Genomic DNA, 25,008 nt, shown 5'->3' on the forward strand with positions numbered 1-25,008 from the left:
TTAAAAACAAAAAGCCCGCATATCACTATGCGGGCTTTTTATTTGTCTGTCGCTTTCCTGTTAGCCAAATTGACTACTAACCAAATGAGGCCCAGATAACCGTCGCCACTAAAACAGGGCAGACAAATTTCACATAAGCAGGCCATAGTTTACCAAACCAGCCTTGAGTGAACTCAGGGCAGCCCTGCTCTAGCTCTTTAATCTTTGAATGACGACTCCATACCCAACCACCAAATAAGCAGAACAACAGTGCTGCTGCTGGCTGTAGGTACTGAGTTGCCACCATCGCCACCAGGCCAAACAGCTCGCCAAAGTTATATACGATCACCACACTAAACAGAGCAATCAAACTACCAAGTACCCAACTCGTTGGTGTACGTTTGGTGTTGAAACGTTCGCTTACCAGAGCAACCGGACACTCCAACATGGAAATGGATGAGGTCAATGCTGCAATAGTAAGTAGCAAGAAGAACACAATGGCAAATAGCTGGCCCAATAGACCTAAGCTATCAAACATCAGTGGCAGGACCGTAAATACCAAGGTATCAGAGCTCAGCAACGAACCATCTTCAGCATAGATCTGCACGCCTTTTTGCATCGCGACAAACATCGCAGGCATCACGACTAGTCCGGCAATAAACGCGACTGCGGTATCCACTAGCGTCACATTCATCGCCATCTTTGGCAGGTTTTCTTTTTTGCTTAGATAAGAACCATAGATGAGCATTGAACAGCCACCAATAGTGAGCGAGAAGAATCCTTGCCCCATTGCCGCGAGAATCAACTTACGGTCCATCACCTTCGCAAAATCTGGGATCAGGTAATGCTTTAAACCTTCCATCGCCCCATTTTGCGTCATGATGTAGATAAACAGCAGACCAAATAAAATGAACAGAGCTGGCATCAAGCGTGTCGACCACTTCTCAATTCCTTCTTTCACGCCACCTTGAACAATTAAAATAGTCAGAACATAAAAAGTAATCGTACCAAAAAGGTTACGTTCAACACTGAAGCCTTTAAACCAAGCGGTTGCCGCCTCCATACCTAAAACATCAGTAACTGCGCCGAGCAAGAAACAGATCAACCAGCCACCCACGATGCTGTAGAAAGCCAATACTGCACTCGGCACACTTAGGCCGATCCAACCAACGGCAGCACCAATGCGTTTTCCGATAGGGTTACTAGTAAGTGAGCGCATACTATCAACTGGGTTAGCTTGACCATGGCGACCAATGGCCATTTCAACCACCAGCATCGGGAACGCAACCACAAGGATCATCACTAGATAGACTAGCAAGAAAGCACCACCGCCATTACTTGCTGCTTGGGTAGGAAAGCCCCAAATGTTACCAAGACCAACCGCAGCACCTGCTGCCGCGAGAATAAAACCAAGACGAGAGCCAAAGTGCTCACGAGATTGAGAGGAATCTGCCTGTGCCATACTTCTTAACTTGCACCAATGAACTAGTTGACTAGTACAATAATACAAAACACCATGTTCAGCAATTTATTTAGCAGCAACACTATAACTAATACAAAAAATACAGAGGTATAATTAAATAAAGATTAAAAAATCAGCATTTATCATCATAAGGAGTGAATAACGAACTTGTTTCTCCCCAAATCCTTAGCTTGATAGAGAGCGGCATCTGCCACTAAGAAGATATCTTGAAGCTCATCAAACGGTTGCAGTGCGCAGTCTGCCACACCAATAGAAACCGTGATACCGCCAGCGATGGGCGAATACTCATGCAGAATCTGTAGCTCGGCAATAGAAGCTCTTAACCATTCAGCCTCCTGCTGGTTATCAATTTTCGACTCAGAGCTCAACACCACACAAAACTCTTCACCACCAAAGCGTGCAACAAACTTCTCTGACTGCGTTGGCGTTTGAACTAAGCACGACGCGACCTGTTGAAGAACCCTATCCCCTTCAATATGACCATAATGATCGTTAAAGGGCTTAAAGTAGTCGATATCAATAAGCAGCAAGCTAATATGGCGTTGATCACGCTGCTCTAAGAGTGAGTCCCAATATTGTTGTAAGCTGCGTCGATTGCCTACTTTGGTCAAGGAGTCATGTAAAGCAAGCCACTCCAACTCTTTCTGCTTAGCTTCTAGCTGATTGAACACCTCATTGATACGGTAAACAAAGTCGCGCATTTCATACGAAATAAATGAATCTTGCTCGGTCAAGATAGAGGCGTTGCCACTCATCAAACTATCTAGGGCACTTCTGGCACGCTTAACTGGTTTAACGATGATGTGTGCTAGGCCTAAATTAAATGCGAACATAAATACAGCGAAAGCCAATACCGCAGACAGTTCTCGCCAAGTAATAAAGTCGGGGATCTTAGCCGAGTGATGAATCTCGACAAATACCGTCGACTCATTCTGATAGTCCAGTTTTTCAATCACTGATACGTTCTCAGCAAGGTGCTCGAAACTGTCGAGTTCATGTTTAGTTTTGATCTCGACCGTTAAGCCTGTCGCTTGTCTCAAAGTGCGGCTAAACTCTTGTCCGATAGGTTTAATCATCATCATAAACCCCTTATCGCAAGCAATCCCCTCACTATTACACACTCTTGATGTTGCCATTAAATGCGGCTGGTCATTCAAGACCAAAAACTTTATATATGAGGTGACTTTGTCTGTCGGCGAGCGCAAGCTGTCAGCCAATAGTGCGCCAAACTTATAGCGAATAGCTTGATATGAAAGCTCTTTATCCTCAACGTAGTCGTAAAGCCTCCCCCAAACCAGAGACACATTAGGATCAAAAATAAAAACACCGCTGACTTCCAAGGAGGAAAATGAGTGGTCATTTAAGCTGTCATGCAGGAGCTCATCATTGTGGCCCACAATATAATCAGCGACATCGTCCCACGAAGCATAATCCATCAAGTTTTTGGCGAGGTCGTTTTTTTGGATTCTGAGCAGTGTTTTAACTCGGTGAACTTCCTCTTGCTGCTGGGTAAGTGCGCGCTCAACGGCTAAATCGTAAGTAAAAAAATAGCGGAATGTGAGATAACAAATGACAAAGGTAGCCGCCATAAAAATAGAAGCTAAAACTGTTAACTGCTTGACAGAAAAGTTAGATATCTTCACACAATCCTTGGGGTACGATTAAAAATGAGCCGGGATTAAACACAATTGCACTGTAATTGTCTATAAAAAGAGCACCCTACTGGTGCTCTTTAAGTCTAGACTGCAAATTAAGAGTAGTGCCGATGTTTAAATGGTAAAGATTTGATAATCCTTCAATTCAGGAATCTTCTTATGTAGCTCTTGCTCTTGCTCCGCCATCTGATCGAGAGAGTCACAAAAAGCTTCACCTTGCTCTTGTACTTCAACCGAGTGGGCTTGTAGTCTTTCAGCAATTCGCTCCTTAAGCTCAGTCATCGACGAAGCCATTTCAGTAAGATTGAGGCCACCTTCTGCTTTCATTTTCTCTGACATGGCGTTAAATGCGCTGGAGATAAACTCTTCATTGAACAGTGCCTTAGCCTTCTCGAAATCTTCAGCCCAAGTTTCACCGAACGAATCAAAACTGTCCGCAGGCAGAATTAAATCGCCATCTTTGTAATAACGCGCTTCAATATCTGCGTAAAACTGCTCCATCGCCTGTTTGACATCATCAAACGCACCCGGAGTATCAAAGCTCTCAGCCACATCATCAATGATGTCATTTGCCAATGCTAAACCGTCTTGAGCCATTTTCTTAGCTCGAGGCAGGTAATCATTAAGGCTTTCTCTATAAGCTTCGATCGCTTGCTGCTGTTCACGATCTAGTTCGATACGCTCACCATGGATCATTAGGCTGTTATCGCTATCAACAATCGCACTATCCCCATTGGTTTGAAGAATCTCGATGCGCTGACCATCAAGGTGAATTTCATTCTTCAGATCAACCTTACACTGAGCCGCATACACTTGACTCGATAGTAAGATGGGTAATGTTAGTAATATCTTCTTCATTGTCATTCCACTTAATTCAATCATGACACCTTATCAGAAACGATTCCGTTAATGGATCGCTTCAATTTCATAGCAATGGCTATATTGACCCACTTGATACTCTACTTCATCACCCGTTTGTTTGGCTTTTAATGCCTTACCGAGTGGCGAATCAAACGTGACCAACATTATACTCTGCTGCTCGATGTCCACTTTTAGCCCCCCAGAACAAGGAGCGATAAAAAACCATTTTCTCTGATCATCGACGTCTATGAGCTCAACTACGCAACCCAACCCTACCTTCTCTGGAGACTCAGGCAAGACTAGATCTGACATCATCTTTATCTCTTGCTCACACTCTTGAACCCGCATCGCTTGGCCGTGCGCTAGATAAGACGCTTCTAGTGCTAAGGTGTCATATTTATGCTCAGGGACCGTCTCTTCATCGGTCGCAGATTCAATAGCTCGTTGCGCAGAACTGATCGCTACGGCGTGTTTATGCTGTAAAAGCGACAAAATAGTTTGGCGCAGCTCCAACTTATTCATACTAAAATCGTGTTCCAATGTTCGGATTATCTTTAGAATACCTTGCTAGAGATGGCAAGAATAGCAAAAAGGCAGATATGAACACTCAGCAATCCTTAAGCAACGTACAAACAATCTTGAAGTCAACCTTCGGCTTTGACCAGCTAAGAGAAGGTCAGCAACATGTTATCGAGACCGTGTTAGAGAATCGTTCTTGCGCCGCCATTTTTCCGACAGGTTCTGGTAAATCTTTGTGTTACCAACTACCGGCCCTATGCTTACCCCACTTGACCATTGTGGTCTCGCCTCTATTAGCACTCATGAAGGATCAACTCGCTTTCCTCCACAGTAAAGGAATTGCCGCCGCCTCAATTGATTCCAGCCTTAGCCGAGAAGAGATCCAACACGTCATGAATCAGATCCGCCAAGGGGAACTGAAGATCTTGATGATCTCGGTGGAGCGACTCAAGAACGAACGTTTTCGCCAGTTTATTAGTCAGATCCCGCTCTCTTTGCTAGTGGTGGATGAGGCTCACTGTATATCTGAATGGGGGCACAACTTTCGCCCTGACTATCTAAAGCTGCCGCAATACCTGCAAGAACTTAATATCCCACAAGCATTGTTACTTACTGCCACGGCGACTCAATCGGTCATCGAAGATATGCAGCGCAAATTTTCGATTGAGCCAAATGACATCATCATTACCGGTTTTTATCGCTCGAATTTAGACATCACCATTGCCCCATGTGAAGAAGAAGACAAAAGTGAAGCGCTATTAGAGCTGTTACGTCCAGATCCTAAAGCGCCCACCGTAGTCTATGTGACACTGCAAAATACCGCAGAAACTGTCGCGTCAATCCTGCGCAAAAGTGGCAATAATGCGTTGGCTTATCACGCCGGGCTCGCCAGTGACGACCGAGAAAAAATTCAAAATCAATTTATGTCAGGAGAAGTCGATTGCATTGTCGCGACCATAGCCTTTGGTATGGGAGTCGATAAATCAGATATTCGCCGCGTCATTCACTTTGACCTACCGAAATCAATTGAGAACTATGCACAAGAAATTGGTCGTGCAGGCAGAGATGGTCAACCCTCTCAGTGCATACTGCTAGCCAATCAAAGTGGCATTAGTACTTTAGAGAACTTCATCTATGGCGATACACCTGAACCGAATGACATCCAGGCCGTACTTGAACAAGCGCTAAACCACTCTCCGCAATGGGAAGTGGTGCTCTCTCGTCTTGCTAGCGAAAGTAATGTGCGTCAGTTACCACTCAAAACGTTACTCGTGTATGTGGAGATGGCCGGGTTAATTCAAGCTAAGTACAGCTATTTTGCCGACTATCGTTTCAAGTTCATTCAAGATAAACACTTCATCATCAACCAATTCGATCCTGCAAGGCGCACCTTTGTCCAAGCCCTGTTTGACTGTTCAAGTCAGGCCAAAGTTTGGTGTCAGGTCGATTTTGATGCTCTATGGACTCATTTCCAAGGCGAAAGACAGCGTGCTGTGGCTGCACTCGACTACTTTAACGAAAAAGGCTGGATCGAGTTAGAAAGTAAATTAATGACCGAAGTCTATCAAGTAAACACACCAAGCCAGCCAATCGATGAGTTAAATCAACAGCTATGGCAGCTATTCTCAGATAAAGAAACTAGCGACATCGCTCGAATTCATAACCTGCTGAGTTTTTTCGAGTCCGCTCAGTGCTTAAGCTCGGAATTAGCGCGTTACTTTGGCGATCATCAGGCGCCTAAGCAGTGTGGTCATTGCAGTGTATGTCGCGAGCAAGTAGCAACCTTACCACGCGGCGATAGTACTCCATTGTCTGACTACCCCATTGAAGCGTGGCTAAATGAGCTGAGTGATAAGGCAGGAGCTCAGCTCTCTGTCGCACTACAGGCTAAGTTTCTCTGTGGTATCACCACGCCAAAATTCACCAAACTTAAAGCGCGCTCTCTATCCGGTTTTGGCAAACTTGAAGCAACACCATTTGCTCAAGTCCGCCAGTGGATAGAGCTCAATCATCAGGTTTAAAAAAACTCAGTTGCTTGACTTGCTCTTCAGGCTTAAGCATTACGTTTAAGCCTAATAAGCGAATTTCACGTCCATTTTGTCGCTTTAGGATATTTCTTAGCAACTGCTTAAAATAATCGAGATCGAGTTGAGGGTGAATATGCTCAATGGTCGTGAGTTGGAAATCGGCAAATTTCAGCTTAATGCCTTGTTTGATAATGGCCTTTTCTGGTGATGATTTTTCTAAGCGCTTTTCTAATTCAGGAAATAACTTTTCTTCTATCACCTGCCAACATTCATCATAGGTTGAGATATTTTGGCTAAAGGTTCGCTCCACCCCAACAGACTTACGCTCCCGCTCAACCACTACTTCACGATTATCCTCACCGTGGCTCTTGTTCCACAACGAAGCACCTAAGCGCCCAAATTGGCGCAACAATTCACGATAATCACTGTTCTTAACGTCTGCACAAACGAAATAACCAGCTTGGTGGAGCTTCTCCAAACTGACTTTACCGACGCCGGGTATCTTTTCTAAAGGCAATTGGTCGATTTCCTGCTGAACGTTCTCAGGAGGAATGACATACTGCCCGTTAGGCTTATTCATATCAGAAGCTACCTTAGCAAGGAACTTGACCGGTGCAATGCCCGCAGACGCAGTAAGATTAAGCTCTTGCCATATTTCACGCCGAATCGCTTCAGCAATCAAAGTGGCAGATCCCTTATGCTGGATACAATTGGTGACATCTAAATAGGCCTCGTCAAGAGAGAGGGGTTCTATTAAATCTGTGTAACGAGAGAAGATGGCTCTAATTTGCTGAGAGACTTGCCTATACACATCCATACGACCGGGCACGACGAGTAACCTAGGGCATAATTGCAACGCTCTCGATGTTGCCATGGCGCTGCGCACGCCAAACTTTCTCGCCTCATAATTGCAGGTACTGATCACGCCACGTTGCTTCTCGTGACCACCGACAGCGAGCGGACGATTCCTATACGAAGGATTGTCGCGCATTTCCACTGCGGCATAAAAGCAATCCATATCTACATGTATGATTTTTCTCACTTTGTCATTAGACATTCACGATTACTAAGCATTAAATTAAACTGTATATAAAAACAGTATAATGGATATCCACACCATATCAAAGTCAGGACCTGATTAAATTTGACACTCGAAGGCTCGCATCTTAGATAGATATAGTTATTATTAGGTTTATAAATAACAATAAGAGGCACGACTTTGAACAATAAAGTGTTAGTTGTCGAAGATAGCCGTGCGTATCGAAATTACTTGATCCAGCAACTGACAGCCCTTGGTTGCCAGGTTTACGATGCGGAATCATTTGCTCAAGCTGAGCGGCTATTAAAGCAACACAAGGACTTTCGTTTTGCTGTACTCGATTACTGCCTGCCAGATGCTGCGGATGGCGAAGTTATCGACCTCGTACTTTCTTTTCGCCAAAAGGTTATCGTATTAACGGCAACATTTAATGATGAAGCGCGAGAACGATTTATCGCCAAAGGGGTAGTTGATTACATACTAAAAGACAGTATGGCATCTGTATCTTATTTACTTCCTTTAGCCAAAAGGTTACTCAATAACGATCAGCACCATGCTCTAGTCGTGGATGACTCCCCTACAGTGCGCCGCCATGTTGCCCAACTTCTCGAGCACCAATATATTCGTACCACTCAAGCAGAGAATGGCCAAGAAGCATTACAAAAGCTTGAGCAGAATTCGGACATTACTTTTGTGATCACCGATCATGATATGCCAGAGAAAGATGGCATCATCATGACTCGTGAAATCAGGCAGGTATACGATAAGAACAGCTTGGCAATATTGGGCTTATCTGGCAATGGTTCAAAAACTCTCACCGCTCAGTTTCTAAAGGCGGGGGCAAATGACTTCCTAACTAAGCCATTCAATCAAGAAGAGTTTTATTGCCGCGTTCATCAACTACTAGACATGAAAGATGCCACTGACGCACTGTATAAGTTAGCCAACCAAGATGCGTTGACAGGCTTATGGAATAGGCGTTTTCTATTCAACCAAGCCTGCTCTGGTTGCGAGCATAGTAATATTGCCATGCTCGACATTGACTACTTTAAAAAGGTCAATGATACCTATGGGCACGATGGTGGAGACGCCACATTAAAGATGGTCGCTAATATCCTTAAAGTCTATTTCCCTGACGATGTGGTAGTGCGTTTTGGTGGGGAGGAGTTCTGCATCCAGTCTTGTGCTCCATTCGATGAGTTCATTAGCCGAATTGAAAACATGCGCCAGCGTGTTGAAAAGACACCAATAAAACACGATGGTCAGCAGATTCAGGTGACGATTAGTATCGGCGTGTGTAATCTTAATACAGACCTCAACGATCAAATCAAGATAGCGGATGACCACTTATATGCTGCCAAAGCGGCGGGTCGCAATCAAACCATCACCTCGTAGCAACCTGTTCCCTTATCTTTGAGACAAAAACACCAGCAAAAATGCTGGTGTTTTTTTACTTCTCTGTAAGCTAGGGTATTAAGCGATACGATCTTTTTCCCATGCCGCAAGCTTTTCTTGTCGAGCCGCTTCACGTGCTTCACGCTTCTTACGCGCATCACACGGTTCAGGACAGTTACATACTTTATCAATACCAACTGCTCCAAGGCCGCCACAGCTGCCTTTTACAACCTTTTTCTGGATAATATAGCCGATAGACATTGCTGCAATCACGGCCATAAACACACCAAATGTAATAATAAACTCACTCATAATGACATGCTCTTATAATTGGGTTATTGGTTAAGATATGGCTTATACGCTGTTGAAGCCATCTCTTTGAATCCATCCTGCGTTTTTACAATCATAAACACGGGAATATTATTTTGCTCAGCAATCTCCATGCCTTGCTCTTCACCGAGAACCATTAAACCGGTTGCTAGGCCATCAGCCGTCATTGAAGAAGCATCTAAAACGGTCACCGACACCACTTTATGGTTAATTGGTTTACCTGTTGCTGGATTAATAATATGTGAGTAGCGTACACCATCGCGCTCAAAATAGTTACGGTAATCGCCCGATGTCGCAACAGCCATATCACCGGGTTCAATGATTTCTTGGATAGAGCGCTCTTCTACGGACGGTTTTTCAATCGCAATACGCCACGCCACACCTTCACGGTTAAGACCTTTTAGGCGCATTTCACCACCTACCTCAACCATGTAGTTTAGGATACCTTGAGACTGAATGTAATCAGCAACAACATCAACACCCCAACCTTTTGCAATCGTTGAAAGATCCACGTACAGGTTCGGGATATCTTTTTTCAGCGTATTACCGTCAGCAGTCAGGTGTGCAATACCCGTCATTGCTTTGCGTTCACTCAGTTCAACATCCGTCGGTACAACCTCTGGGCGCGCTTCAGGGCCGAAACCCCACAGGTTAACCAGTGGGCCGACAGTCACATCTAGAGCACCTAAAGTAAGACCGTTAAGACGAATCGCTTCTTTCACAACGGTCGCCGTTTGAGGTGACACTTCAAATGCCTCTAGCGACTCACTTTGATTAAAACGGCTAAGCTCCGAATCTTTACGGTAAGTCGACATCTGGTCGTTTACTTCTTCAAGTAATCGATCGACTTCAACTTGAAGCTCTTGAGGAGAAGGCTGACCTTCTGCCGCGATATATTTAATATTGTAAGTTGTACCCATAGTTGGGCCACTTAAGTGAATCTGCTCTACTGGTTTCTCACAACCAGCCAGTACTAACAGAGAAGCAAATGCAACAAGCCATTTTTTCACTTGTTAGACTCCTGTATTTTGGGGGGAACGGGAATAGCTCATACGTCTTAACGAACGTATCGACTATTACCATTCTAAAAAAAATAATGGCTGACTCTAGCGAGTCAGCCATAACGTTCAGAGATTTAAGGTAGATTAACCACCAAAATCATCTAGAAGAATGTTTTCATCTTCTACACCGAGATCTTTCAGCATGCCGATAACAGCTGCGTTCATCATCGGTGGACCACACATGTAGTACTCACAATCTTCAGGAGCTTCGTGATCCTTCAGGTAGTTTTCGTACAATACGTTGTGGATGAAGCCTGTGTAACCATCCCAGTTATCTTCTGGCATAGGATCAGACAGAGCACAGTGCCATACGAAGTTTTCGTTTTCAGCTTGTAGGCCATCGAAATCTTCCACGTAGAACATTTCGCGCTTAGAGCGAGCACCGTACCAGAAAGACATCTTACGCGTAGAGTTAAGACGCTTAAGTTGGTCGAAGATATGTGAACGCATTGGCGCCATACCTGCACCACCACCAACGAAAACCATCTCGTTGTCAGTGTCTTTCGCGAAGAATTCACCAAATGGACCAGAAATCGTACACTTATCGCCATCTTTAAGAGACCAGATAAATGAAGACATGATACCAGGTGGTACATCAGGATTATTAGGTGGCGGCGTAGCGATACGCACGTTCAGCATAATAATACCTTCTTCTTCAGGGTAGTTAGCCATTGAGTAAGCACGGATCGTCTCTTCGTTTACCTTAGACTCGTAGCGGAACAGATTGAATTTATCCCAATCTTCACGGTACTCATCTGGTACATCGAAGTCAGCGTATTTCACGTGGTGAGCTGGCGCTTCAATCTGGATGTAACCACCAGCACGGAAAGGTACTGATTCGCCATCTGGAATTTGCAGCTTAAGCTCTTTAATGAATGTTGCTTTGTTATCGTTAGAGATAACTGAACATTCCCACTTCTTAACACCGAAGATCTCTTCAGGAAGCTCGATATCCATGTCAGTTTTCATTGCAACCTGACACGCTAGACGCTCACCTTCACGTGCTTCACCTTTAGTAATATGGTCAAGCTCGGTAGGTAGGATGTCGCCACCACCTGATTTAACTTTTACGCGACACTGACCACAAGAGCCACCGCCACCACAAGCAGAAGATACGAATACGCCAGCACCTGCTAGAGCACCCAGTAGCTTGCTACCTGGTTGTGTAACGATCGCCAATGAAGGGTCATCGTTCACAGAAATTGTAATGTCACCTGATGGTACTAGTTTAGATTTAGCGAAAAGAATCACTAAAACTAGCGCCAAAATAATCAGGGTAAACATCACTACACCAAAAATAATAGTATTCATGACTATTCCTTTAATTGCTGCCGTTTACCCGACTTACAGTTGAACACCAGAGAAAGACATAAAGCCTAACGCCATAAGGCCAACTGTGATGAACGTAATACCAAGACCGCGTAGACCTGGAGGTACATCAGAGTACTTCATCTTCTCACGGATACCTGCTAACGCAACGATAGCTAGCATCCAGCCCACACCTGAGCCAAAACCGTAAACCACAGATTCAGCAAAGTTGTAGTCACGTGTAACCATGAAAGACACACCACCGAAGATCGCACAGTTTACTGTGATCAGCGGTAGGAAGATGCCTAGCGCGTTGTACAGAGGCGGGAAGAAACGGTCTAAGATCATTTCTAGAATCTGTACAAGTGCTGCGATTACACCGATAAAGGTGATGAAGTTCAGGAAGCTAAGATCCACGCCTTCAACTAACGCATTCTCTTTAAGAATGAAAGTGTAAAGCAGGTTGTTCACTGGTACTGCAACTGTCAGTACAAATACAACCGCCACACCAAGACCGAAAGAGGTCTTAACTTTCTTAGATACAGCAAGGAATGTACACATACCTAAGAAGAACGATAGTGCTAAGTTTTCGATGAAAATCGATTTAACTAGCAAGCTAATGTAATGTTCCATGACGTCCTTACTCCTTCGCTTCTACTTGTTCTGGTTTCAGAATACGGATTGCCCAGATTAGGAAGCCGATTAGGAAGAATGCAGATGGCGCTAGAAGCATCAGACCGTTTGGCTGGTACCAACCACCGTTGCTCACTAGAGGAAGCACTTCCATACCGAACAGCTTGCCTGAACCAAATAGTTCACGGAAGAAGCCAACAGTAATAAGAACGAAACCGTAACCAAGACCGTTACCGATACCATCGATTAGAGATGGAAGTGGCTCAGATTTCATAGCGAATGCTTCAGCACGACCCATTACAATACAGTTTGTAATGATTAGGCCTACGAATACAGATAGCTGCTTAGAGATATCGTATAGGTATGCTTTCAACACTTGGTCTACCACGATTACTAGCGATGCGATGATTGCCATCTGTACGATGATACGCACGCTGTTTGGAATGTGGTTACGGATTACCGAAACGAAGAAGTTAGACAGTGCAGTTACAAAGATAACCGCTAGTGTCATTACAAAAGCCGTTTCTAGTTTGGTTGTTACTGCAAGAGCAGAACAAACACCAAGAACCTGTAGCGCGATTGGGTTGTTATCCAATACCGGTGCTAACAGACTCTTTTTAACGTTTTGTGCGCTAGACATTAGTTCAGACCTCCGTCACGAACTTTTGCTAGGAATGGACCAAAGCCCATATCGCCTAACCAGAAATCAAATGTACCTTGAACACCGTTACCTGTTAGTGTCGCACCTGATAGGCCATCAACACCGTGTTCAGAACCGGCTGGAGCACCACCTTTAACAACTTTGATAGCTGGCTTGAAGTTTTCATCATAAAGCTTCTTGCCAATAAATTGATCACGCCATGAAGGGTTTTCAACTTCACCACCAAGTCCAGGAGTTTCACCCTGCTCGTAGTAAGTGATCGCAGATACAGTGTTACCGTCAGTTTCAACTGCAACGAATGCGTACATCATTGACCAAAGACCATTGCCGTGTACCGGTAGGATGATCTTAGATACCGCATCGCCATCTTTCACTAGGTATACAACACCAGTGTTCGCACGGCGGATAATCTTCGCTTTGTCTTGGTCAGCTGTTAGCTTGATAGACTCTGCTGGATCTTTTGCTGCTTTACGCTGATCGTAAGTTGCAGCATCGCCGTCAACAAATGCACCAGTGCCAAAGTCAACTAGACGAGGTTCGATGTACTCAGCAAATAGCTCCGGTACTTTCTTACCGTCTGCATCAATACCCGCAACTTCAACGATCTTAGTTTGCTTATCTAGTACAGCGTTAGCTTTTTGCTTGTCACGTAGACCTACCGCTGCTGTTGATACGATGATTGAACAAACAAGGCTCAACCCGACAACAACACCCAGCGTCTTTTTAATGCTGTCGTTATTACTTGCCATAGCGTGCTAGTCTCCGCTTGATGTTCTTTTCGATAACCACATGGTCGAACAGAGGTGCAAACAGGTTCGCGAATAGAATCGCCAGCATCATACCTTCTGGGTATGCTGGGTTCACAACACGGATTAGTACACACATCACGCCGATTAGCGCGCCGTACCACCATTTACCTTTGTTAGTAAATGACGCTGATACAGGGTCTGTTGCCATAAAGAACATACCGAATGCAAAGCCACCAAGAACTAGGTGCCAGTGCCATGGCATGTTGAACATTGGGTTAGTGTCAGAACCGATAACGTTGAACAGCGTTGCTGTTGCAATCATACCAATCATCACACCTGCGATGATGCGCCAAGATGCAATACGCATGTAGACGATCATTGCTGCACCGATCATGAGAGCAAGAGTCGATACTTCACCAATTGAACCTGGGATGTTACCGATGAATGCATCCATCCAAGTAATAGGAGCGCCAGTGATGTTGTTGATCAACGCGCCGCTACCGCCGTGAGCCCATTGGCTAAGAGCCGTTGCACCAGAGAAGCCGTCAGCTGCAGTCCATACTACGTCACCCGAGATTTGAGCTGGGTAAGCGAAGAATAGGAATGCACGACCAGCAAGTGCTGGGTTAAGGAAGTTACGACCAGTACCACCGAAGATCTCCTTAGCAACAACGACACCGAAGGTAATACCTAGTGCTGCTTGCCATAGAGGTAGCGTTGGTGGAACGATAAGTGCAAACAGGATAGAAGTAACAAAGAAACCTTCGTTAACTTCGTGCTTACGCACCATACAGAACAATACTTCCCAGAAACCACCAACGAGGAATACCGTCGCGTAGATAGGTAGGAAGTAAGTTGCACCCAAGATCATCTTACTGCCAACGCCTGCGTCGGCGGCTAAGGTGCCACCCAGCATTTCAGTTAGCCAGTAGTGCCAGTTACCTGATACTACTGCTGCAAGTTGGTCACCAACATACATGTGGTTAAGTGCAGCGATAGCTTGGCCACCTGCGTTGTACATACCCCAGAACATTGCTGGGAATACCGCAAACCAAACCATGATCATGATACGTTTTAAGTCAACGCTATCACGAACGTGCGAGCTTTTTTTCGTTACTAAACCTGGTGTATAAAAAAGTGTTGCTGCTGCTTCATACAGCGCAAACCACTTCTCATGTTTACCACCTGGCTCAAAATGATGCTCGATGTCTTCAATAAACTTTTTAAGGCCCATGAATAATTACCCTTCCTTCTCAATGGTATCTAGGCATTCACGAAGGAGTTCACCGTATTCGTATTTACCAGGACACACAAAGGTACACAATGCTAAATCATCTTCATCTAGTTCAAGTGCACCTAGTGCTATTGCACTATCAGTATCACCTGCACATAGATCACGAAGTAGCAGAGTCGGTTCCATATCTAGTGGCATTACGCGTTCGTAGTTACCAATTGGAACCATTGAGCGATCACTACCGTTAGTCGTTGTTGTCATGTTGAACAACTGACCTTTGAAGATATGACCAAGGAATGAGCGAGTTACTGAGAACTTGTTCTTACCAGGCGTCGCCCAGCCAAACAGTTCTTTTTCACGGCCTTCACGTAATACAGAAACCTGAACGTGGTAACGACCTAGGTATGCGTGAGGTCCAATTGCATGAGTACCAGAAAGTACCGAACCAGAAATCACACGAACTTCACCTGGCATCAGCTCACTGTCCGTAACATTCTCAAGGCATGCACCTAGAGTTGTACGTACTAAGCGAGGGTTATTTACCACTGGGCCAGCCAGTGAAATAACACGGTCAGTGTAAAGCTCACCAGTAAGGAACAACTTACCAAACGCAATAACGTCTTGGTAGTTGATGCTCCACGCCACATTTTCTGCATTCACTGGGTATAGGAAATGCATGTGGGTGCCAGCAAGACCTGCTGGGTGAGGGCCATCAAATACATGCTCTTCAACATTAGACTGAGAAGAACGAGGCAGACTTGTACCAGATTTACATACGTAAACCTTGCCATCTGTCAGGGTTGAAAGCAGGTCTAAACCGGCAACGAACGCTTCTTGTTGTTCATTGATGATCAACTCAGGCTGAGCTGCTAACGGATTAGTATCCATTGCAGTTACGAAGATAGCCTGTGTAGAAGACTCAATTGCTGGAACCTTGCTGAACGGACGAGTACGTAAAGCTGTCCAAAGACCTGAATCAACAAGCTGAGTTTTAACCGCTTCACGGTCAAGACTTGCTAGTTGGCCAGCTTCAAACTTATCGAAAGTAACCTGCTCTTCGCCTGCCACTTCAATCACTACAGATTGAAGCACACGCTTAGCGCCACGGTTAACCTCGATCACTTTACCAGCTGCTGGTGAAGTAAATTTCACACCCGGGTTCTTCTTATCTTCAAAAAGAACTTGAGCTTTCTTTACTTCATCGCCTACGCGGACATGCATAGTAGGACGCATGCCGACGTACTCTTCGCCAAGCAAGGCGACTTTTTTGATGGTCTTACCATCATTAATCACCTGGGATGGAGTTCCTGCTACAGGCAGGTCCAAACCCTTCTTTATTGTAATCATACGCACTTGCACTACTTTTATCGGGAAAAAGATTCTTAGATTGCGTAACTTTTAGACACGACACTAGTGTCCGGTTTTGGCGCTGTTTAAAACACCAAAATCGCAACATCCTCTTAAAAATCTCGCAACAAGAAATCATCGAGATTTATCAGGTGCGGTAGTCTATCATCTTTTTAGAAGTTGATGCCATGATGAATCCGATGATTAACTGAGATATTTCGAAGGAATTGAGTTTAAAAGGCTAAGGAATAGTCATAAGTTTGAGCCACCGCACAAACCCTTTTCTGTATATCGTTTTGTATAACTCAATGCATTCACATCGTGAAACAATCTTAATTAAAACTAACTATTGCATTTATTTGTTTCTACGTTGTTAACAATACCCCTTTAGCACTAACTAAAAAGGGTAGCCGCCGCTACCCTTTCATTTGACTATTTTGAGCCACCCAAGCACATAGGGCTATCAGGAGCGAGCTGATTCTGTTCTTTCCATTCACTCGCGGTATAGGTGTGCATAGAGAGCGCATGAATATGATTGGCGAGTTCATCAGCCAATACTTGATTAACTTGGCGATGGCGACCTATGAGTCTTTGCCCTTCAAATTGTTCACTCACTATCACAACTTTAAAGTGGCTTTCTGAGCCAGCAGGCACATTGTGCATAAAGCTCTCATTGATCACTTTAAGCTCTATAGGTGAGAATGCTTCACGCAATTTGGTTTCTATTACTTCTTGCAACATCGTGCTTTACCATCAAATATGAATGACTATTTACATTAAATCATAATATCTCCATGGATAAAGCTAAAGGTTTTAGTTTTCACAGCCGCTAGGTTTTGCGACAATTTGCTCATTGCACATTACCTAACGTTTCAACTATGAAAACTGAGCTTGCACTGCACGAGCGTACCCTTTCCTTATTCCGCTACCCAAAAAGAAGCAATGAAACCCTTCAAGCTTGGGATGCTGGCGATGAATATCTCATCAATCATATCGAAGAGATGGGGTTAGAGCCCAATCAACACATTCTTATCCTTAACGATAACTTTGGCGCTTTAAGTTGCTGGTTCAGTGCAAACCATCGAATCACTATGATGAGTGACTCGTTTATTTCACAGGCGGGAACACGTCAAAACTTAACGCTAAATCAATGCAATCAAGTGTCATTTGCCACAACTATCGAGCCAATAGCTAATGACGTTGATTTGGTATTAATGCAACTGCCTAAAAGCAACCGCCACCTCACTTGGCAACTTAGCCAATTGCGCTCAGCTTTAGCTGAATCAGTGCCCGTTATCGCTGTGAACAAAGCCAAAGAGATTCACTCATCAACACTCAAACTATTTGAAAAGTTCCTTGGCGAGACTAAAACGTCTTTGGCTTGGAAAAAGCATCGATTAGTTTTCAGTCAGGCTAATGTCATCAACCCTCCTCTCGTGTCAGCGAATACTCGTTGGAACGTCGACGGCGAGAATATAGAGCTCAATAATCTGCCAAATGTTTATTCGGGAGAGAGCTTAGACTTGGGGGCGCGCTTCATGATTCAACACCTGCCGACCAACCCTAATCTAAAGCATGTTCTGGATTTAGGCTGTGGTAATGGCGTGTTATCAGTCAAAATGGGCCAACTTAATCCTGCAATAAAACTGACCTGTGTTGATGAGAGTTTTATGGCGGTTGAATCGGCGAGGCAAAACCTGATTCAAAACCTCGGCGATGACAGAGAAATAGAGTGTATTGCCAATAACTGTCTCGAAAATCTAGAGCAAAATGACGTCGATATGATTATGTGTAACCCTCCATTCCACCAGCAACAAGCGATTACCGATCATATTGCTTGGCAGATGTTCTGTGATGCAAAGCAAATTCTTAGAGTTGGTGGGCAATTATTAGTTATCGGCAACCGTCACCTCGGCTACGATGGTAAACTCGCTAGACTGTTTGGCAAGTCAAACGTTAAAGTCGTGGCAGCCAATAAGAAATTTGTTATTTTACAAGCAACTAAATAGTCCACTATTATCTCTCTAAACGTTTAGTAAGCTCAAAGAGTTAACAATAAAGGAAATTACAATGAGAAAACTGGTTTTAGCCGCGTCAATGGCACTACTTACTGCGTGTGCAGCACCGCAGCAAGAACAAATCAACTTTATGCCTAAAGCGGTTATGAGCAATAGTGACCTTGTAAAAGACGCCGCGTTCACATTAACCAGTAAGGACGTTCGCTCTGCACAATATGTTGCGCTTGTTGATAGCGGTCGTTCTAACATTGAACCAATTCACTCCAAGCAAAACGTCCGCATTTCAATTGAGAATGCCCTACTTGAACAGTTTAAGTCGCAAGGTTTCCGCAGCACGGTCAGTAGTGAAAACACTATCAAGATTGAAGTTCAAGAAGCGCTGGTTTCTGTTAAGCATACCGTGATGGAAAACCAGATGGATGGTAAAGTAGTGTTGGAAATCACTGCTGAGACACCACAAGGTAAACTGGTAAAAACCTACACAGGTACCGCTAAGCGTACAGGTGCTCTAAGTGCTTCAAATGAAGACATCGAAGTTGTACTGAATGATGTGATTAACTTAGTCCTTCAAGAAATCTCAAATGACCGAGAGCTTCAACAGTACATGCAGGAGCGATTCTAATGTTAAAGGTAGCAATCGCTTCGCTAGCGCTACTCAGCAGTCTAGCGATGGCAGGACCCAAAGTTGAATTTGAAACCACCCTTGGTTCATTTACTGTCGAATTAAACCAAGATAAAGCGCCACTCACAGTGGCAAACTTTCTCAAGTATGTAAAAGATGGCAGTTATGTCGGCAGTCAATTTCACCGTGTGATCCCTAACTTCATGGCACAAGGTGGTGGTTTCGATAAGAACATGAAATCGTTGCCGACTTACTCACCAGTAAGAAACGAAGCGTCTAATGGGCTAAAAAATAACACTGCAACCATTGCGATGGCGAGAACGAATAATCCTCACTCAGCAACAAGACAGTTCTTTATTAACTTCGTTGATAATGGTTTTTTAGATTACGACCAACGCCCACCGGGCTATGCAGTATTTGGTAAGGTGACTCAAGGATTCGATGTCATCCAAGGAATGGGCAAAAAACCAACGCACTCAGTTGGTCGCTATCGTGACGTTCCAGTAGAGCCAATCATTATTACTAAAGCAACTCTTCTTAAATAATTCTCTTAGGCTCTAACTCACTGGTTAGAGCCTCATTTTTCTTGCTGACCAAAAAATCAAACAAGGATTTGTGTATGTCTTCTGACTCTCCTTCCATGTCTTGGCTAGAGACTATCCGTAGTTATATGGATAAACGCCTTATGTGGGTCTTTATGCTGGGTTGTTCGAGCGGTTTCCCGTGGGTACTGATCGGTTCAAACATGTCCGGGTGGCTTAAAGACGCAGGACTAACACGTGCTGCAATTGGTTACTTTGGTAGTGTCTTCGCGGTTTACGCGATTAACTTTTTGTGGGCGCCACTGGTTGACCGTGTCAAACTGCCAGTGCTGCATAGCTTATTAGGCCAACGCCGTAGTTGGATTTTCCTATGCCAATCTTTAGTGTTGGTCAGCACGCTGTTTATTGCCGGTGTTGATCCATCCAAGAATCTAATGTTCACCTCAATGTTAGCGCTTGGGATTGCAATCGCGTCTGCAACTCAAGACATCGCCATTGATGCATACCGTATCGATACTTTCCCAAAATCACAATCATCTAAGCTGCCTCAAGCTTCTGCTATGGCCGTGATTGGTTGGTGGACAGGCTATTCACTTCCTGGCTATGTAGCTTTCATCAACGCAGATACCATCGGCTGGAATGGGGTCTACTATGGCATGGCGTTTATTGTCGGCATTTTGATGATCTTTACTTTATTAGTCGGCGAGCCAAAAACCAACCGCGAAGCTCTGCAACACCAAGCGGAAGCCCGCCACAACAAAGTTGTCCATTCAAAAGTGGTTGCCTGGTTCAGTGTAACCGTAATCGAGCCTTTCTTAGACTTCTTCAAGCGTAATGGTGTGCAAGTTGCCATTACACTATTACTGTTTGTGTTCCTATTTAAGATTGGTGAGGCCTTCCTCGGCCGTATGTCGATTACCTTCTATAAAGAAGTTGGCTTTAGTAATGAGCAGATCGGCTACTACTCCAAGCTCATCGGTTGGGGAGCAACGATCTTCTTTACCTTAGTCGGCAGCATGTTCAATGTTAAGTTCGGTATTGTTCGCGGCCTGATGATTGGCGGCATTGCAATGGCGGCAAGTAACCTGATGTTTGCGTGGATTGCTAAGGTTGGTCCGAGTGAACACCTATTCTTAGCCACTATCCTTGTCGATAACTTCACCACCGCGTTCTCAACGGTGGCATTTGTGTCGTTCTTGACCATACTCACAGGCCAAGCCTTCTCGGCAACTCAGTATGCCTTGCTCGCCTCACTAGGTAACTTTGGCCGTACTACACTAGCCTCGTTTAGTGGTGAGCTCGCGGATTACCTCAATGATTGGTCGCTGTTCTTTGTGATCACTGCCTTGATGGTTATTCCAAGTTTAATCATGCTTTATTCACTACGTCATTACTTTACCGACCTACTCGATAAGGCAAGAAGACGAGATGAGTCTGCCGAAGCTGAACACGAAGAAGCAACCTCAAAATAAGCAAAAAGGCTTGGTTAATCACCAAGCCTTTTGAATATCTTAGGGCTGATTATGGATACATGCCCTTACCAAATAGGTTAAATATCCTCGCCACACCTTGAGTAAAGAGCATCGGTTCGGTCAGCACGGTCAAACATAAGCAGTCTTCACCTTGCTTAGTAAAGGGAGAGTGCTTCACAGAGGCATCTTTAAGTAAGTAATCACCAACTTGATACTCACCATCTTCATCACTGAAACTACCGTGTAAAACAAGTGTCGATTCGAGCCCCTTATGGGTGTGCTGTGGGATTGCCACGCCATCAGAAATATACATCAGATTGACTCTGGCTTGGGTAGATATCTCAATAGGCGCACTGTATACCTTACCACCATAACTTTTCCACTCGCCGATCTGCTCTCTAAAGCGAGTGAGTGACAATGGCAACCTAAACGACTTACCGTTTACTTCAATAAAGGTTGGCTTACGGATTGCTCTGAAAGGCTCATCACTAGGTTCTAAATCTAGGATATTTGCTAACATGTCATCAAAGCTGTCGACGGCCTCTGTCGAAGCACTCATCAGTTCTTCTCCACAGTAATCTTCAAGCTTGCTAACCTCAGAGCGGCACTTAGGACAGCTCTCAATGTGTGTTGCAATGGTAAACGCAGTCACATCGTCTAATGTACCTTGAGCATACGCTTCTAAAATAGATGTATCTGGATGGTAACTCATAATTTATCCTCCCCTATCGTATCGCGTAATTTTTCAACAGCTAGGCGTAAACGAGACTTAACTGTCCCCAAGGGTATATCGAACATATCCGCAACTTGTTGATGTGGGAGTTCTTCGAGATAGACTGCTTTGACAACTTCCCTTTGCGCCGCAGGCAAGATATCTAAGTACTTAATCACCTGCTGTTTAAGCCTATCCGTTTCGGGAGAGTAGTGCTCTACCAAATCTGGTGGGCAGTAATCATTAGGCCAAAGGTCTTCAGAGTGAAGATGGCAGTCGCGCCCTTTCTGCTTACGTAAAGTGTCGAAGCATAAATTACGCGCGATCGTATAAATCCAAGTCGACAGAGAGCTTTTTGTTGGATCAAACAAGACACTCTTTTGCCAAACAATCGAGAGTGCCTCTTGGACAATTTCCATCGCGACTTGCTCATTACCCATATGACGAAAAGCAAACTGCTTAAGTCGAGGAGAAAAGTGGCTAAAAATGACAGCAAACGACGCTTTGTCTCTTTGCTTCACTTTCTCCATGTATGAATGCCATTCTTCTTTTGAAAAAGCCTGGGTATCTAAATTTTCCATTTTGATAGCCTTAGATTCACTTTTTTCTATAAATACGTATTAAATCGAAAACCGATCACTCAGCCACTATCTTTCTAAGCTCTTTTTAATATAGCTTAACGCAGCACGACAATTAGTTTGTAACGTAAGCTCATCAAACTGCCGATTACTGACTGGCAATAACTCCAACCAACGCTGACTGACCCAACTCGCATCATCAAAAAACCTTTGTTCGTAAAGGTCACCTAGATCTGGAAACTGTTGGTAAACCCTCACCAGCTCTCTAGTTATCGGCACATCATTTACATCAAGCTCTTCGGCATTCCAACTGGGGAGCGTTTCTATCCGAGCAAACCTTAAGCCGTCATGCTCTACCCGAACGCTGCAAATCTTAAATTTGCTTAATCCTGTAATTGAAATACCAAGTAGACCATCTTCAAGAAGCTCAAAATCAATAATCTTAGCTAAAGTACCAACAACCGATAATTCCTCACCTTTCTTCTCACTGTCAAAAAGGCAAATACCGAAAGTTCCTTCACCTTGCATTGCTTGGGAAACTAGCCGCTTGTATCTCGGTTCAAAAATTCTTAATCGCATTTTTCCTTCCGGCAGCACAACTGAACTCAGAGGGAAAAGCATAACTTCAGACATAAACGCTCTCATTCTATTTTCTTGTTAACATTTACGTTACCAGCCCCCAACAAGATCATTCACCATATCTGTTGAATACATGACACACATAAAAATATGAGCAAACGCTTGCGTAATCGATACCTGTTTCAGTTTTTGTGCAACGCATGACTAGTTCCGTTACATTTCAATTTTTAGTTTGTTAATGAGATCCCGATCACCTGTTTTATGTTTTTTTACATATGTTGCACATGGCTTTTGAGAAATTTATCGCTATTATTCGCCCCAACAAAGCACGACACAGATTGTGCAACTAAACAAATATCCAATGAATATTGAATTAACATACATAGAGAGTTCCATTATGCGTAAATCACTTTTAGCTCTTGGTGTTGTAGCTGCAATGTCTGCACCTGCGATGGCTGCTGATTATTCAGACGGCGATATCCACAAGAACGACTACAAATGGATGCAATTTAACCTAATGGGTGCATTCGATGAGAAAGGTGCTGGTCCAGAATCTTCTCACGACTACCTAGAAATGGAATTCGGCGGTCGTTCGGGCATCTTTGATCTGTACGGTTATGTTGATGTATTCAACCTAACTAGTGATCAAGACAGCGATAAAGATGGTGCTGAAAAGATCTTTATGAAGTTTGCACCTCGTATGTCTCTTGACGCTTTAACTGGTAAAGATCTTTCTTTCGGTCCAGTTCAAGAGCTTTACGTAGCGACTCTTATGGAGTGGGGTGGTAACTCTGGTGTAAACACTCAGAAAATCGGTCTTGGTTCTGACGTAATGCTACCTTGGTTTGGTAAAGTTGGCCTTAACTTCTACGGTACATACGATTCAAACTCTAAAGATTGGAACGGTTACCAAATCTCGACTAACTGGTTTAAGCCATTCTACTTCTTCGAGAACGGTTCATTCATTTCTTACCAAGGTTACATTGATTACCAATTCGGTATGGAAGACAAAGCTCAGTACCAATCTAGCCACGGTGGTGCCATGTTTAACGGTATCTACTGGCACTCAGATCGTTTTGCTGTAGGTTACGGTCTTAAACTATACAACAACGTATACGGTTTTGAAGATGGCGAAGCTCTACCATGGGCTCCAGTTGCTGACTCTTCAGGCGTAGGTCACTACCTAGCAGTAACTTACAAGTTCTAATTGAACTTCTAAGTAATAGATTTTTTAAATGGCACCCTTGGGTGCCATTTTTATTTGCTTTCTCTTAAGATAGTCTTATGCTCTGTGGCAAACACATTGACTCTCTTTCGTATGAATATTGCTGTACTCGGCCCGGGCGCAATCGGCTCGCTGTGGGCATCTCGCTTACATAGTGCTGGGCATACCGTTTCGTTATGGTCTCGGCAAACACCCCCTACCCTGTCAATTCAATTGGATCAACGCCAGCCTACGCACTTTATTAATAATTCTATTGAAGCGCTTGCTCAGGCAGATCTTATTCTTGTTACATTGAAAGCTCCGAATGTCGAAATGAGCTTAGCAAAGCTAAAGTCACAGATTCACAACGATACAATGATAGTGCTGATGCACAATGGCATGGGAACAGCAGAAAAAGTAAATCTCTTACTACCAAACAACCCTCTTATACTCGCGACAACCACTCATGGCGCTCTAAGAGAAACCACTAATCAGGTTCGACACACTGGATTGGGGAAAACTGAACTTGGCGGCTATAACAAAGCTGGTAAGCGTTGTGAATTCTTAGCTGAAGTGTTCCAACACGCTCTTCCTCAAGTCGTCTGGAACCCGACAATTCTTGATGCGCTTTGGAATAAGCTTGCGATTAATTGTGCCATTAACCCGCTTACTGCTATCCATAAAATAACCAATGGTGAATTGGCACAAGAGCGATATGCAGAGCCCCTACACTCGATCATCAATGAAGTCGCCTTAGTAATGCAGGCTGAAGGGATCAAGACCGATTCAGAAGTGTTGAGTCAATCCGTTGCTCAAGTCATTCAAGCAACAGCGAAAAACTTATCTTCTATGCAGCAAGATATTGTCCACCAGCGACAAAGCGAGATAGACTTTATTACTGGCTATCTGATTGAAAAAGCCCAGCACCACAATATAGCGACTCCGGTAAACCGTTCGCTGTATGACGCCGTTAAAAACATCGAACAAGGTTGGAATTAAC

Annotated in this window: 25 protein-coding genes; 8 read left to right on the plus strand and 17 right to left on the minus strand. The window is 44.1% G+C overall.

The window, feature by feature from the left end; all coding sequences use genetic code 11:
* Positions 1-76: 76 nt before the first annotated feature.
* The 4 genes from VIA_RS19340 to VIA_RS19355 form a co-directional block, all read right to left on the minus strand.
* The gene (locus VIA_RS19340; protein ID WP_004415302.1) at positions 77-1,441 is read right to left on the minus strand and encodes a sodium-dependent transporter; all 1,365 of its coding nucleotides are present in this window, start codon (positions 1,439-1,441) and stop codon (positions 77-79) included.
* A gap of 146 nt (positions 1,442-1,587) precedes the next feature.
* The gene (locus VIA_RS19345; protein WP_004415304.1) at positions 1,588-3,105 is read right to left on the minus strand and encodes a sensor domain-containing diguanylate cyclase; all 1,518 of its coding nucleotides are present in this window, start codon (positions 3,103-3,105) and stop codon (positions 1,588-1,590) included.
* A gap of 126 nt (positions 3,106-3,231) precedes the next feature.
* Positions 3,232-3,975: a YggN family protein gene (locus VIA_RS19350; RefSeq protein ID WP_004417847.1), complete on the minus strand. Its 744-nt coding sequence runs from the start codon at positions 3,973-3,975 to the stop codon at positions 3,232-3,234.
* A 48-nt stretch (positions 3,976-4,023) separates the two neighbouring features.
* On the minus strand, positions 4,024-4,500 hold the full coding sequence (locus VIA_RS19355) for a GreA/GreB family elongation factor (RefSeq protein ID WP_004415307.1): 477 nt from the start codon (positions 4,498-4,500) through the stop codon (positions 4,024-4,026).
* Positions 4,501-4,577: 77 nt separating this feature from the next.
* Between VIA_RS19355 and VIA_RS19360 the strand changes: the two genes are divergently transcribed.
* Positions 4,578-6,518 carry a RecQ family ATP-dependent DNA helicase gene (locus VIA_RS19360; protein ID WP_004415309.1) on the plus strand — a complete coding sequence of 647 codons (1,941 nt, stop codon included), beginning with the start codon at positions 4,578-4,580 and terminating at the stop codon, positions 6,516-6,518.
* Here the strand turns inward: VIA_RS19360 and dinB are convergent.
* Positions 6,502-7,581 (minus strand): DNA polymerase IV, encoded by a 1,080-nt coding sequence (gene dinB / locus VIA_RS19365; RefSeq protein WP_004415311.1) that lies wholly within the window; start codon positions 7,579-7,581, stop codon positions 6,502-6,504. The genes VIA_RS19360 and dinB overlap by 17 nt on opposite strands.
* 162 nt (positions 7,582-7,743) lie before the next feature.
* Here dinB and VIA_RS19370 point away from each other — a divergent pair, with 162 nt between their 5' ends.
* A complete protein-coding gene (locus VIA_RS19370) occupies positions 7,744-8,958 on the plus strand; it encodes a GGDEF domain-containing response regulator (protein ID WP_004415315.1) in 1,215 nt (404 codons plus the stop codon).
* A 78-nt stretch (positions 8,959-9,036) separates the two neighbouring features.
* Here the strand turns inward: VIA_RS19370 and nqrM are convergent, their stop codons facing one another.
* From nqrM to bolA, 9 genes are all read right to left on the minus strand, one after another.
* Positions 9,037-9,270, minus strand: coding sequence for a (Na+)-NQR maturation NqrM (gene nqrM, locus VIA_RS19375; RefSeq protein WP_004415318.1), 234 nt, complete (start codon positions 9,268-9,270; stop codon positions 9,037-9,039).
* Between the two features lie 23 nt (positions 9,271-9,293).
* Positions 9,294-10,298 carry an FAD:protein FMN transferase gene (locus VIA_RS19380; RefSeq protein WP_004415320.1) on the minus strand — a complete coding sequence of 335 codons (1,005 nt, stop codon included), beginning with the start codon at positions 10,296-10,298 and terminating at the stop codon, positions 9,294-9,296.
* Between the two features lie 135 nt (positions 10,299-10,433).
* Complete coding sequence (gene nqrF / locus VIA_RS19385) at positions 10,434-11,660, minus strand: NADH:ubiquinone reductase (Na(+)-transporting) subunit F (RefSeq protein WP_004415323.1); 1,227 nt, start codon at positions 11,658-11,660, stop codon at positions 10,434-10,436.
* A gap of 33 nt (positions 11,661-11,693) precedes the next feature.
* Positions 11,694-12,290: an NADH:ubiquinone reductase (Na(+)-transporting) subunit E gene (gene nqrE / locus VIA_RS19390; protein ID WP_004415327.1), complete on the minus strand. Its 597-nt coding sequence runs from the start codon at positions 12,288-12,290 to the stop codon at positions 11,694-11,696.
* Between the two features lie 7 nt (positions 12,291-12,297).
* Positions 12,298-12,930, minus strand: a complete 633-nt coding sequence (locus VIA_RS19395; RefSeq protein WP_004415330.1) for an NADH:ubiquinone reductase (Na(+)-transporting) subunit D — start codon at positions 12,928-12,930, stop codon at positions 12,298-12,300.
* Complete coding sequence (locus tag VIA_RS19400) at positions 12,930-13,700, minus strand: Na(+)-translocating NADH-quinone reductase subunit C (RefSeq protein ID WP_004415333.1); 771 nt, start codon at positions 13,698-13,700, stop codon at positions 12,930-12,932. Before VIA_RS19400 ends, VIA_RS19395 begins: the two co-directional genes overlap by 1 nt.
* Positions 13,690-14,934: an NADH:ubiquinone reductase (Na(+)-transporting) subunit B gene (locus VIA_RS19405; protein WP_004415336.1), complete on the minus strand. Its 1,245-nt coding sequence runs from the start codon at positions 14,932-14,934 to the stop codon at positions 13,690-13,692. The genes VIA_RS19400 and VIA_RS19405 overlap by 11 nt, the downstream gene beginning before the upstream one ends.
* Positions 14,935-14,940: 6 nt before the next feature.
* Positions 14,941-16,281 (minus strand): Na(+)-translocating NADH-quinone reductase subunit A, encoded by a 1,341-nt coding sequence (locus VIA_RS19410; protein ID WP_004417851.1) that lies wholly within the window; start codon positions 16,279-16,281, stop codon positions 14,941-14,943.
* Positions 16,282-16,713: 432 nt separating this feature from the next.
* On the minus strand, positions 16,714-17,022 hold the full coding sequence (gene bolA / locus VIA_RS19415) for a transcriptional regulator BolA (RefSeq protein WP_004415342.1): 309 nt from the start codon (positions 17,020-17,022) through the stop codon (positions 16,714-16,716).
* Positions 17,023-17,159: 137 nt separating this feature from the next.
* On the opposite strand from bolA, the gene VIA_RS19420 reads away from it, so the two are divergent.
* The 4 genes from VIA_RS19420 to VIA_RS19435 all read left to right on the plus strand — a co-directional run bounded on the left by VIA_RS19420 (position 17,160) and on the right by VIA_RS19435 (position 20,935).
* Complete coding sequence (locus tag VIA_RS19420; protein ID WP_004415343.1) at positions 17,160-18,290, plus strand: methyltransferase; 1,131 nt, start codon at positions 17,160-17,162, stop codon at positions 18,288-18,290.
* A 61-nt stretch (positions 18,291-18,351) separates the two neighbouring features.
* A complete protein-coding gene (locus tag VIA_RS19425; RefSeq protein WP_004415348.1) occupies positions 18,352-18,921 on the plus strand; it encodes a YajG family lipoprotein in 570 nt (189 codons plus the stop codon).
* On the plus strand, positions 18,921-19,466 hold the full coding sequence (locus tag VIA_RS19430) for a peptidylprolyl isomerase (protein ID WP_004415351.1): 546 nt from the start codon (positions 18,921-18,923) through the stop codon (positions 19,464-19,466). Before VIA_RS19425 ends, VIA_RS19430 begins: the two co-directional genes overlap by 1 nt.
* Positions 19,467-19,540: 74 nt before the next feature.
* Positions 19,541-20,935: an AmpG family muropeptide MFS transporter gene (locus tag VIA_RS19435; RefSeq protein WP_004415352.1), complete on the plus strand. Its 1,395-nt coding sequence runs from the start codon at positions 19,541-19,543 to the stop codon at positions 20,933-20,935.
* A 49-nt stretch (positions 20,936-20,984) separates the two neighbouring features.
* Here VIA_RS19435 and VIA_RS19440 read toward each other — a convergent pair whose 3' ends face one another.
* The 3 genes from VIA_RS19440 to VIA_RS19450 form a co-directional block, all read right to left on the minus strand.
* A complete protein-coding gene (locus tag VIA_RS19440; protein ID WP_004415357.1) occupies positions 20,985-21,647 on the minus strand; it encodes a ChrR family anti-sigma-E factor in 663 nt (220 codons plus the stop codon).
* Entirely contained in the window at positions 21,644-22,228 is a 585-nt protein-coding gene (locus tag VIA_RS19445; protein ID WP_004417854.1) for a sigma-70 family RNA polymerase sigma factor, read from the minus strand. The genes VIA_RS19440 and VIA_RS19445 overlap by 4 nt, the downstream gene beginning before the upstream one ends.
* A 66-nt stretch (positions 22,229-22,294) precedes the next feature.
* Positions 22,295-22,858: an LON peptidase substrate-binding domain-containing protein gene (locus tag VIA_RS19450; RefSeq protein ID WP_004417856.1), complete on the minus strand. Its 564-nt coding sequence runs from the start codon at positions 22,856-22,858 to the stop codon at positions 22,295-22,297.
* A gap of 343 nt (positions 22,859-23,201) precedes the next feature.
* On the opposite strand from VIA_RS19450, the gene VIA_RS19455 reads away from it, so the two are divergent.
* Together VIA_RS19455 and panE are read left to right on the plus strand one after the other, a co-directional pair.
* Positions 23,202-24,011 (plus strand): nucleoside-specific channel-forming Tsx family protein, encoded by an 810-nt coding sequence (locus tag VIA_RS19455; protein ID WP_004415366.1) that lies wholly within the window; start codon positions 23,202-23,204, stop codon positions 24,009-24,011.
* 111 nt (positions 24,012-24,122) lie between these two features.
* Positions 24,123-25,007 carry a 2-dehydropantoate 2-reductase gene (panE, locus tag VIA_RS19460; protein ID WP_004415369.1) on the plus strand — a complete coding sequence of 295 codons (885 nt, stop codon included), beginning with the start codon at positions 24,123-24,125 and terminating at the stop codon, positions 25,005-25,007.
* Position 25,008 lies beyond the last annotated feature (1 nt).

This window comes from Vibrio orientalis CIP 102891 = ATCC 33934 (assembly GCF_000176235.1).
Classification (GTDB): domain Bacteria; phylum Pseudomonadota; class Gammaproteobacteria; order Enterobacterales; family Vibrionaceae; genus Vibrio; species Vibrio orientalis.

What these genes read in the sequence shown, in the direction of transcription:
- VIA_RS19340 (WP_004415302.1), bottom strand. Translation starts at nt 1,441, where the DNA reads ATGGCACAGGCAGATTCCTCTCAATCTCGTGAGCACTTTGGCTCTCGT.
- VIA_RS19350 (WP_004417847.1), bottom strand. Translation starts at nt 3,975, where the DNA reads ATGAAGAAGATATTACTAACATTACCCATCTTACTATCGAGTCAAGTG.
- VIA_RS19355 (WP_004415307.1), bottom strand. Translation starts at nt 4,500, where the DNA reads ATGAATAAGTTGGAGCTGCGCCAAACTATTTTGTCGCTTTTACAGCAT.
- VIA_RS19360 (WP_004415309.1), top strand. Translation starts at nt 4,578, where the DNA reads ATGAACACTCAGCAATCCTTAAGCAACGTACAAACAATCTTGAAGTCA.
- dinB (WP_004415311.1), bottom strand. Translation starts at nt 7,581, where the DNA reads ATGTCTAATGACAAAGTGAGAAAAATCATACATGTAGATATGGATTGC.
- nqrM (WP_004415318.1), bottom strand. Translation starts at nt 9,270, where the DNA reads ATGAGTGAGTTTATTATTACATTTGGTGTGTTTATGGCCGTGATTGCA.
- nqrF (WP_004415323.1), bottom strand. Translation starts at nt 11,660, where the DNA reads ATGAATACTATTATTTTTGGTGTAGTGATGTTTACCCTGATTATTTTG.
- nqrE (WP_004415327.1), bottom strand. Translation starts at nt 12,290, where the DNA reads ATGGAACATTACATTAGCTTGCTAGTTAAATCGATTTTCATCGAAAAC.
- VIA_RS19395 (WP_004415330.1), bottom strand. Translation starts at nt 12,930, where the DNA reads ATGTCTAGCGCACAAAACGTTAAAAAGAGTCTGTTAGCACCGGTATTG.
- VIA_RS19400 (WP_004415333.1), bottom strand. Translation starts at nt 13,700, where the DNA reads ATGGCAAGTAATAACGACAGCATTAAAAAGACGCTGGGTGTTGTTGTC.
- VIA_RS19405 (WP_004415336.1), bottom strand. Translation starts at nt 14,934, where the DNA reads ATGGGCCTTAAAAAGTTTATTGAAGACATCGAGCATCATTTTGAGCCA.
- VIA_RS19410 (WP_004417851.1), bottom strand. Translation starts at nt 16,281, where the DNA reads ATGATTACAATAAAGAAGGGTTTGGACCTGCCTGTAGCAGGAACTCCA.
- bolA (WP_004415342.1), bottom strand. Translation starts at nt 17,022, where the DNA reads ATGTTGCAAGAAGTAATAGAAACCAAATTGCGTGAAGCATTCTCACCT.
- VIA_RS19420 (WP_004415343.1), top strand. Translation starts at nt 17,160, where the DNA reads ATGAAAACTGAGCTTGCACTGCACGAGCGTACCCTTTCCTTATTCCGC.
- VIA_RS19425 (WP_004415348.1), top strand. Translation starts at nt 18,352, where the DNA reads ATGAGAAAACTGGTTTTAGCCGCGTCAATGGCACTACTTACTGCGTGT.
- VIA_RS19430 (WP_004415351.1), top strand. Translation starts at nt 18,921, where the DNA reads ATGTTAAAGGTAGCAATCGCTTCGCTAGCGCTACTCAGCAGTCTAGCG.
- VIA_RS19435 (WP_004415352.1), top strand. Translation starts at nt 19,541, where the DNA reads ATGTCTTCTGACTCTCCTTCCATGTCTTGGCTAGAGACTATCCGTAGT.
- VIA_RS19440 (WP_004415357.1), bottom strand. Translation starts at nt 21,647, where the DNA reads ATGAGTTACCATCCAGATACATCTATTTTAGAAGCGTATGCTCAAGGT.
- VIA_RS19445 (WP_004417854.1), bottom strand. Translation starts at nt 22,228, where the DNA reads ATGGAAAATTTAGATACCCAGGCTTTTTCAAAAGAAGAATGGCATTCA.
- VIA_RS19450 (WP_004417856.1), bottom strand. Translation starts at nt 22,858, where the DNA reads ATGTCTGAAGTTATGCTTTTCCCTCTGAGTTCAGTTGTGCTGCCGGAA.
- VIA_RS19455 (WP_004415366.1), top strand. Translation starts at nt 23,202, where the DNA reads ATGCGTAAATCACTTTTAGCTCTTGGTGTTGTAGCTGCAATGTCTGCA.
- panE (WP_004415369.1), top strand. Translation starts at nt 24,123, where the DNA reads ATGAATATTGCTGTACTCGGCCCGGGCGCAATCGGCTCGCTGTGGGCA.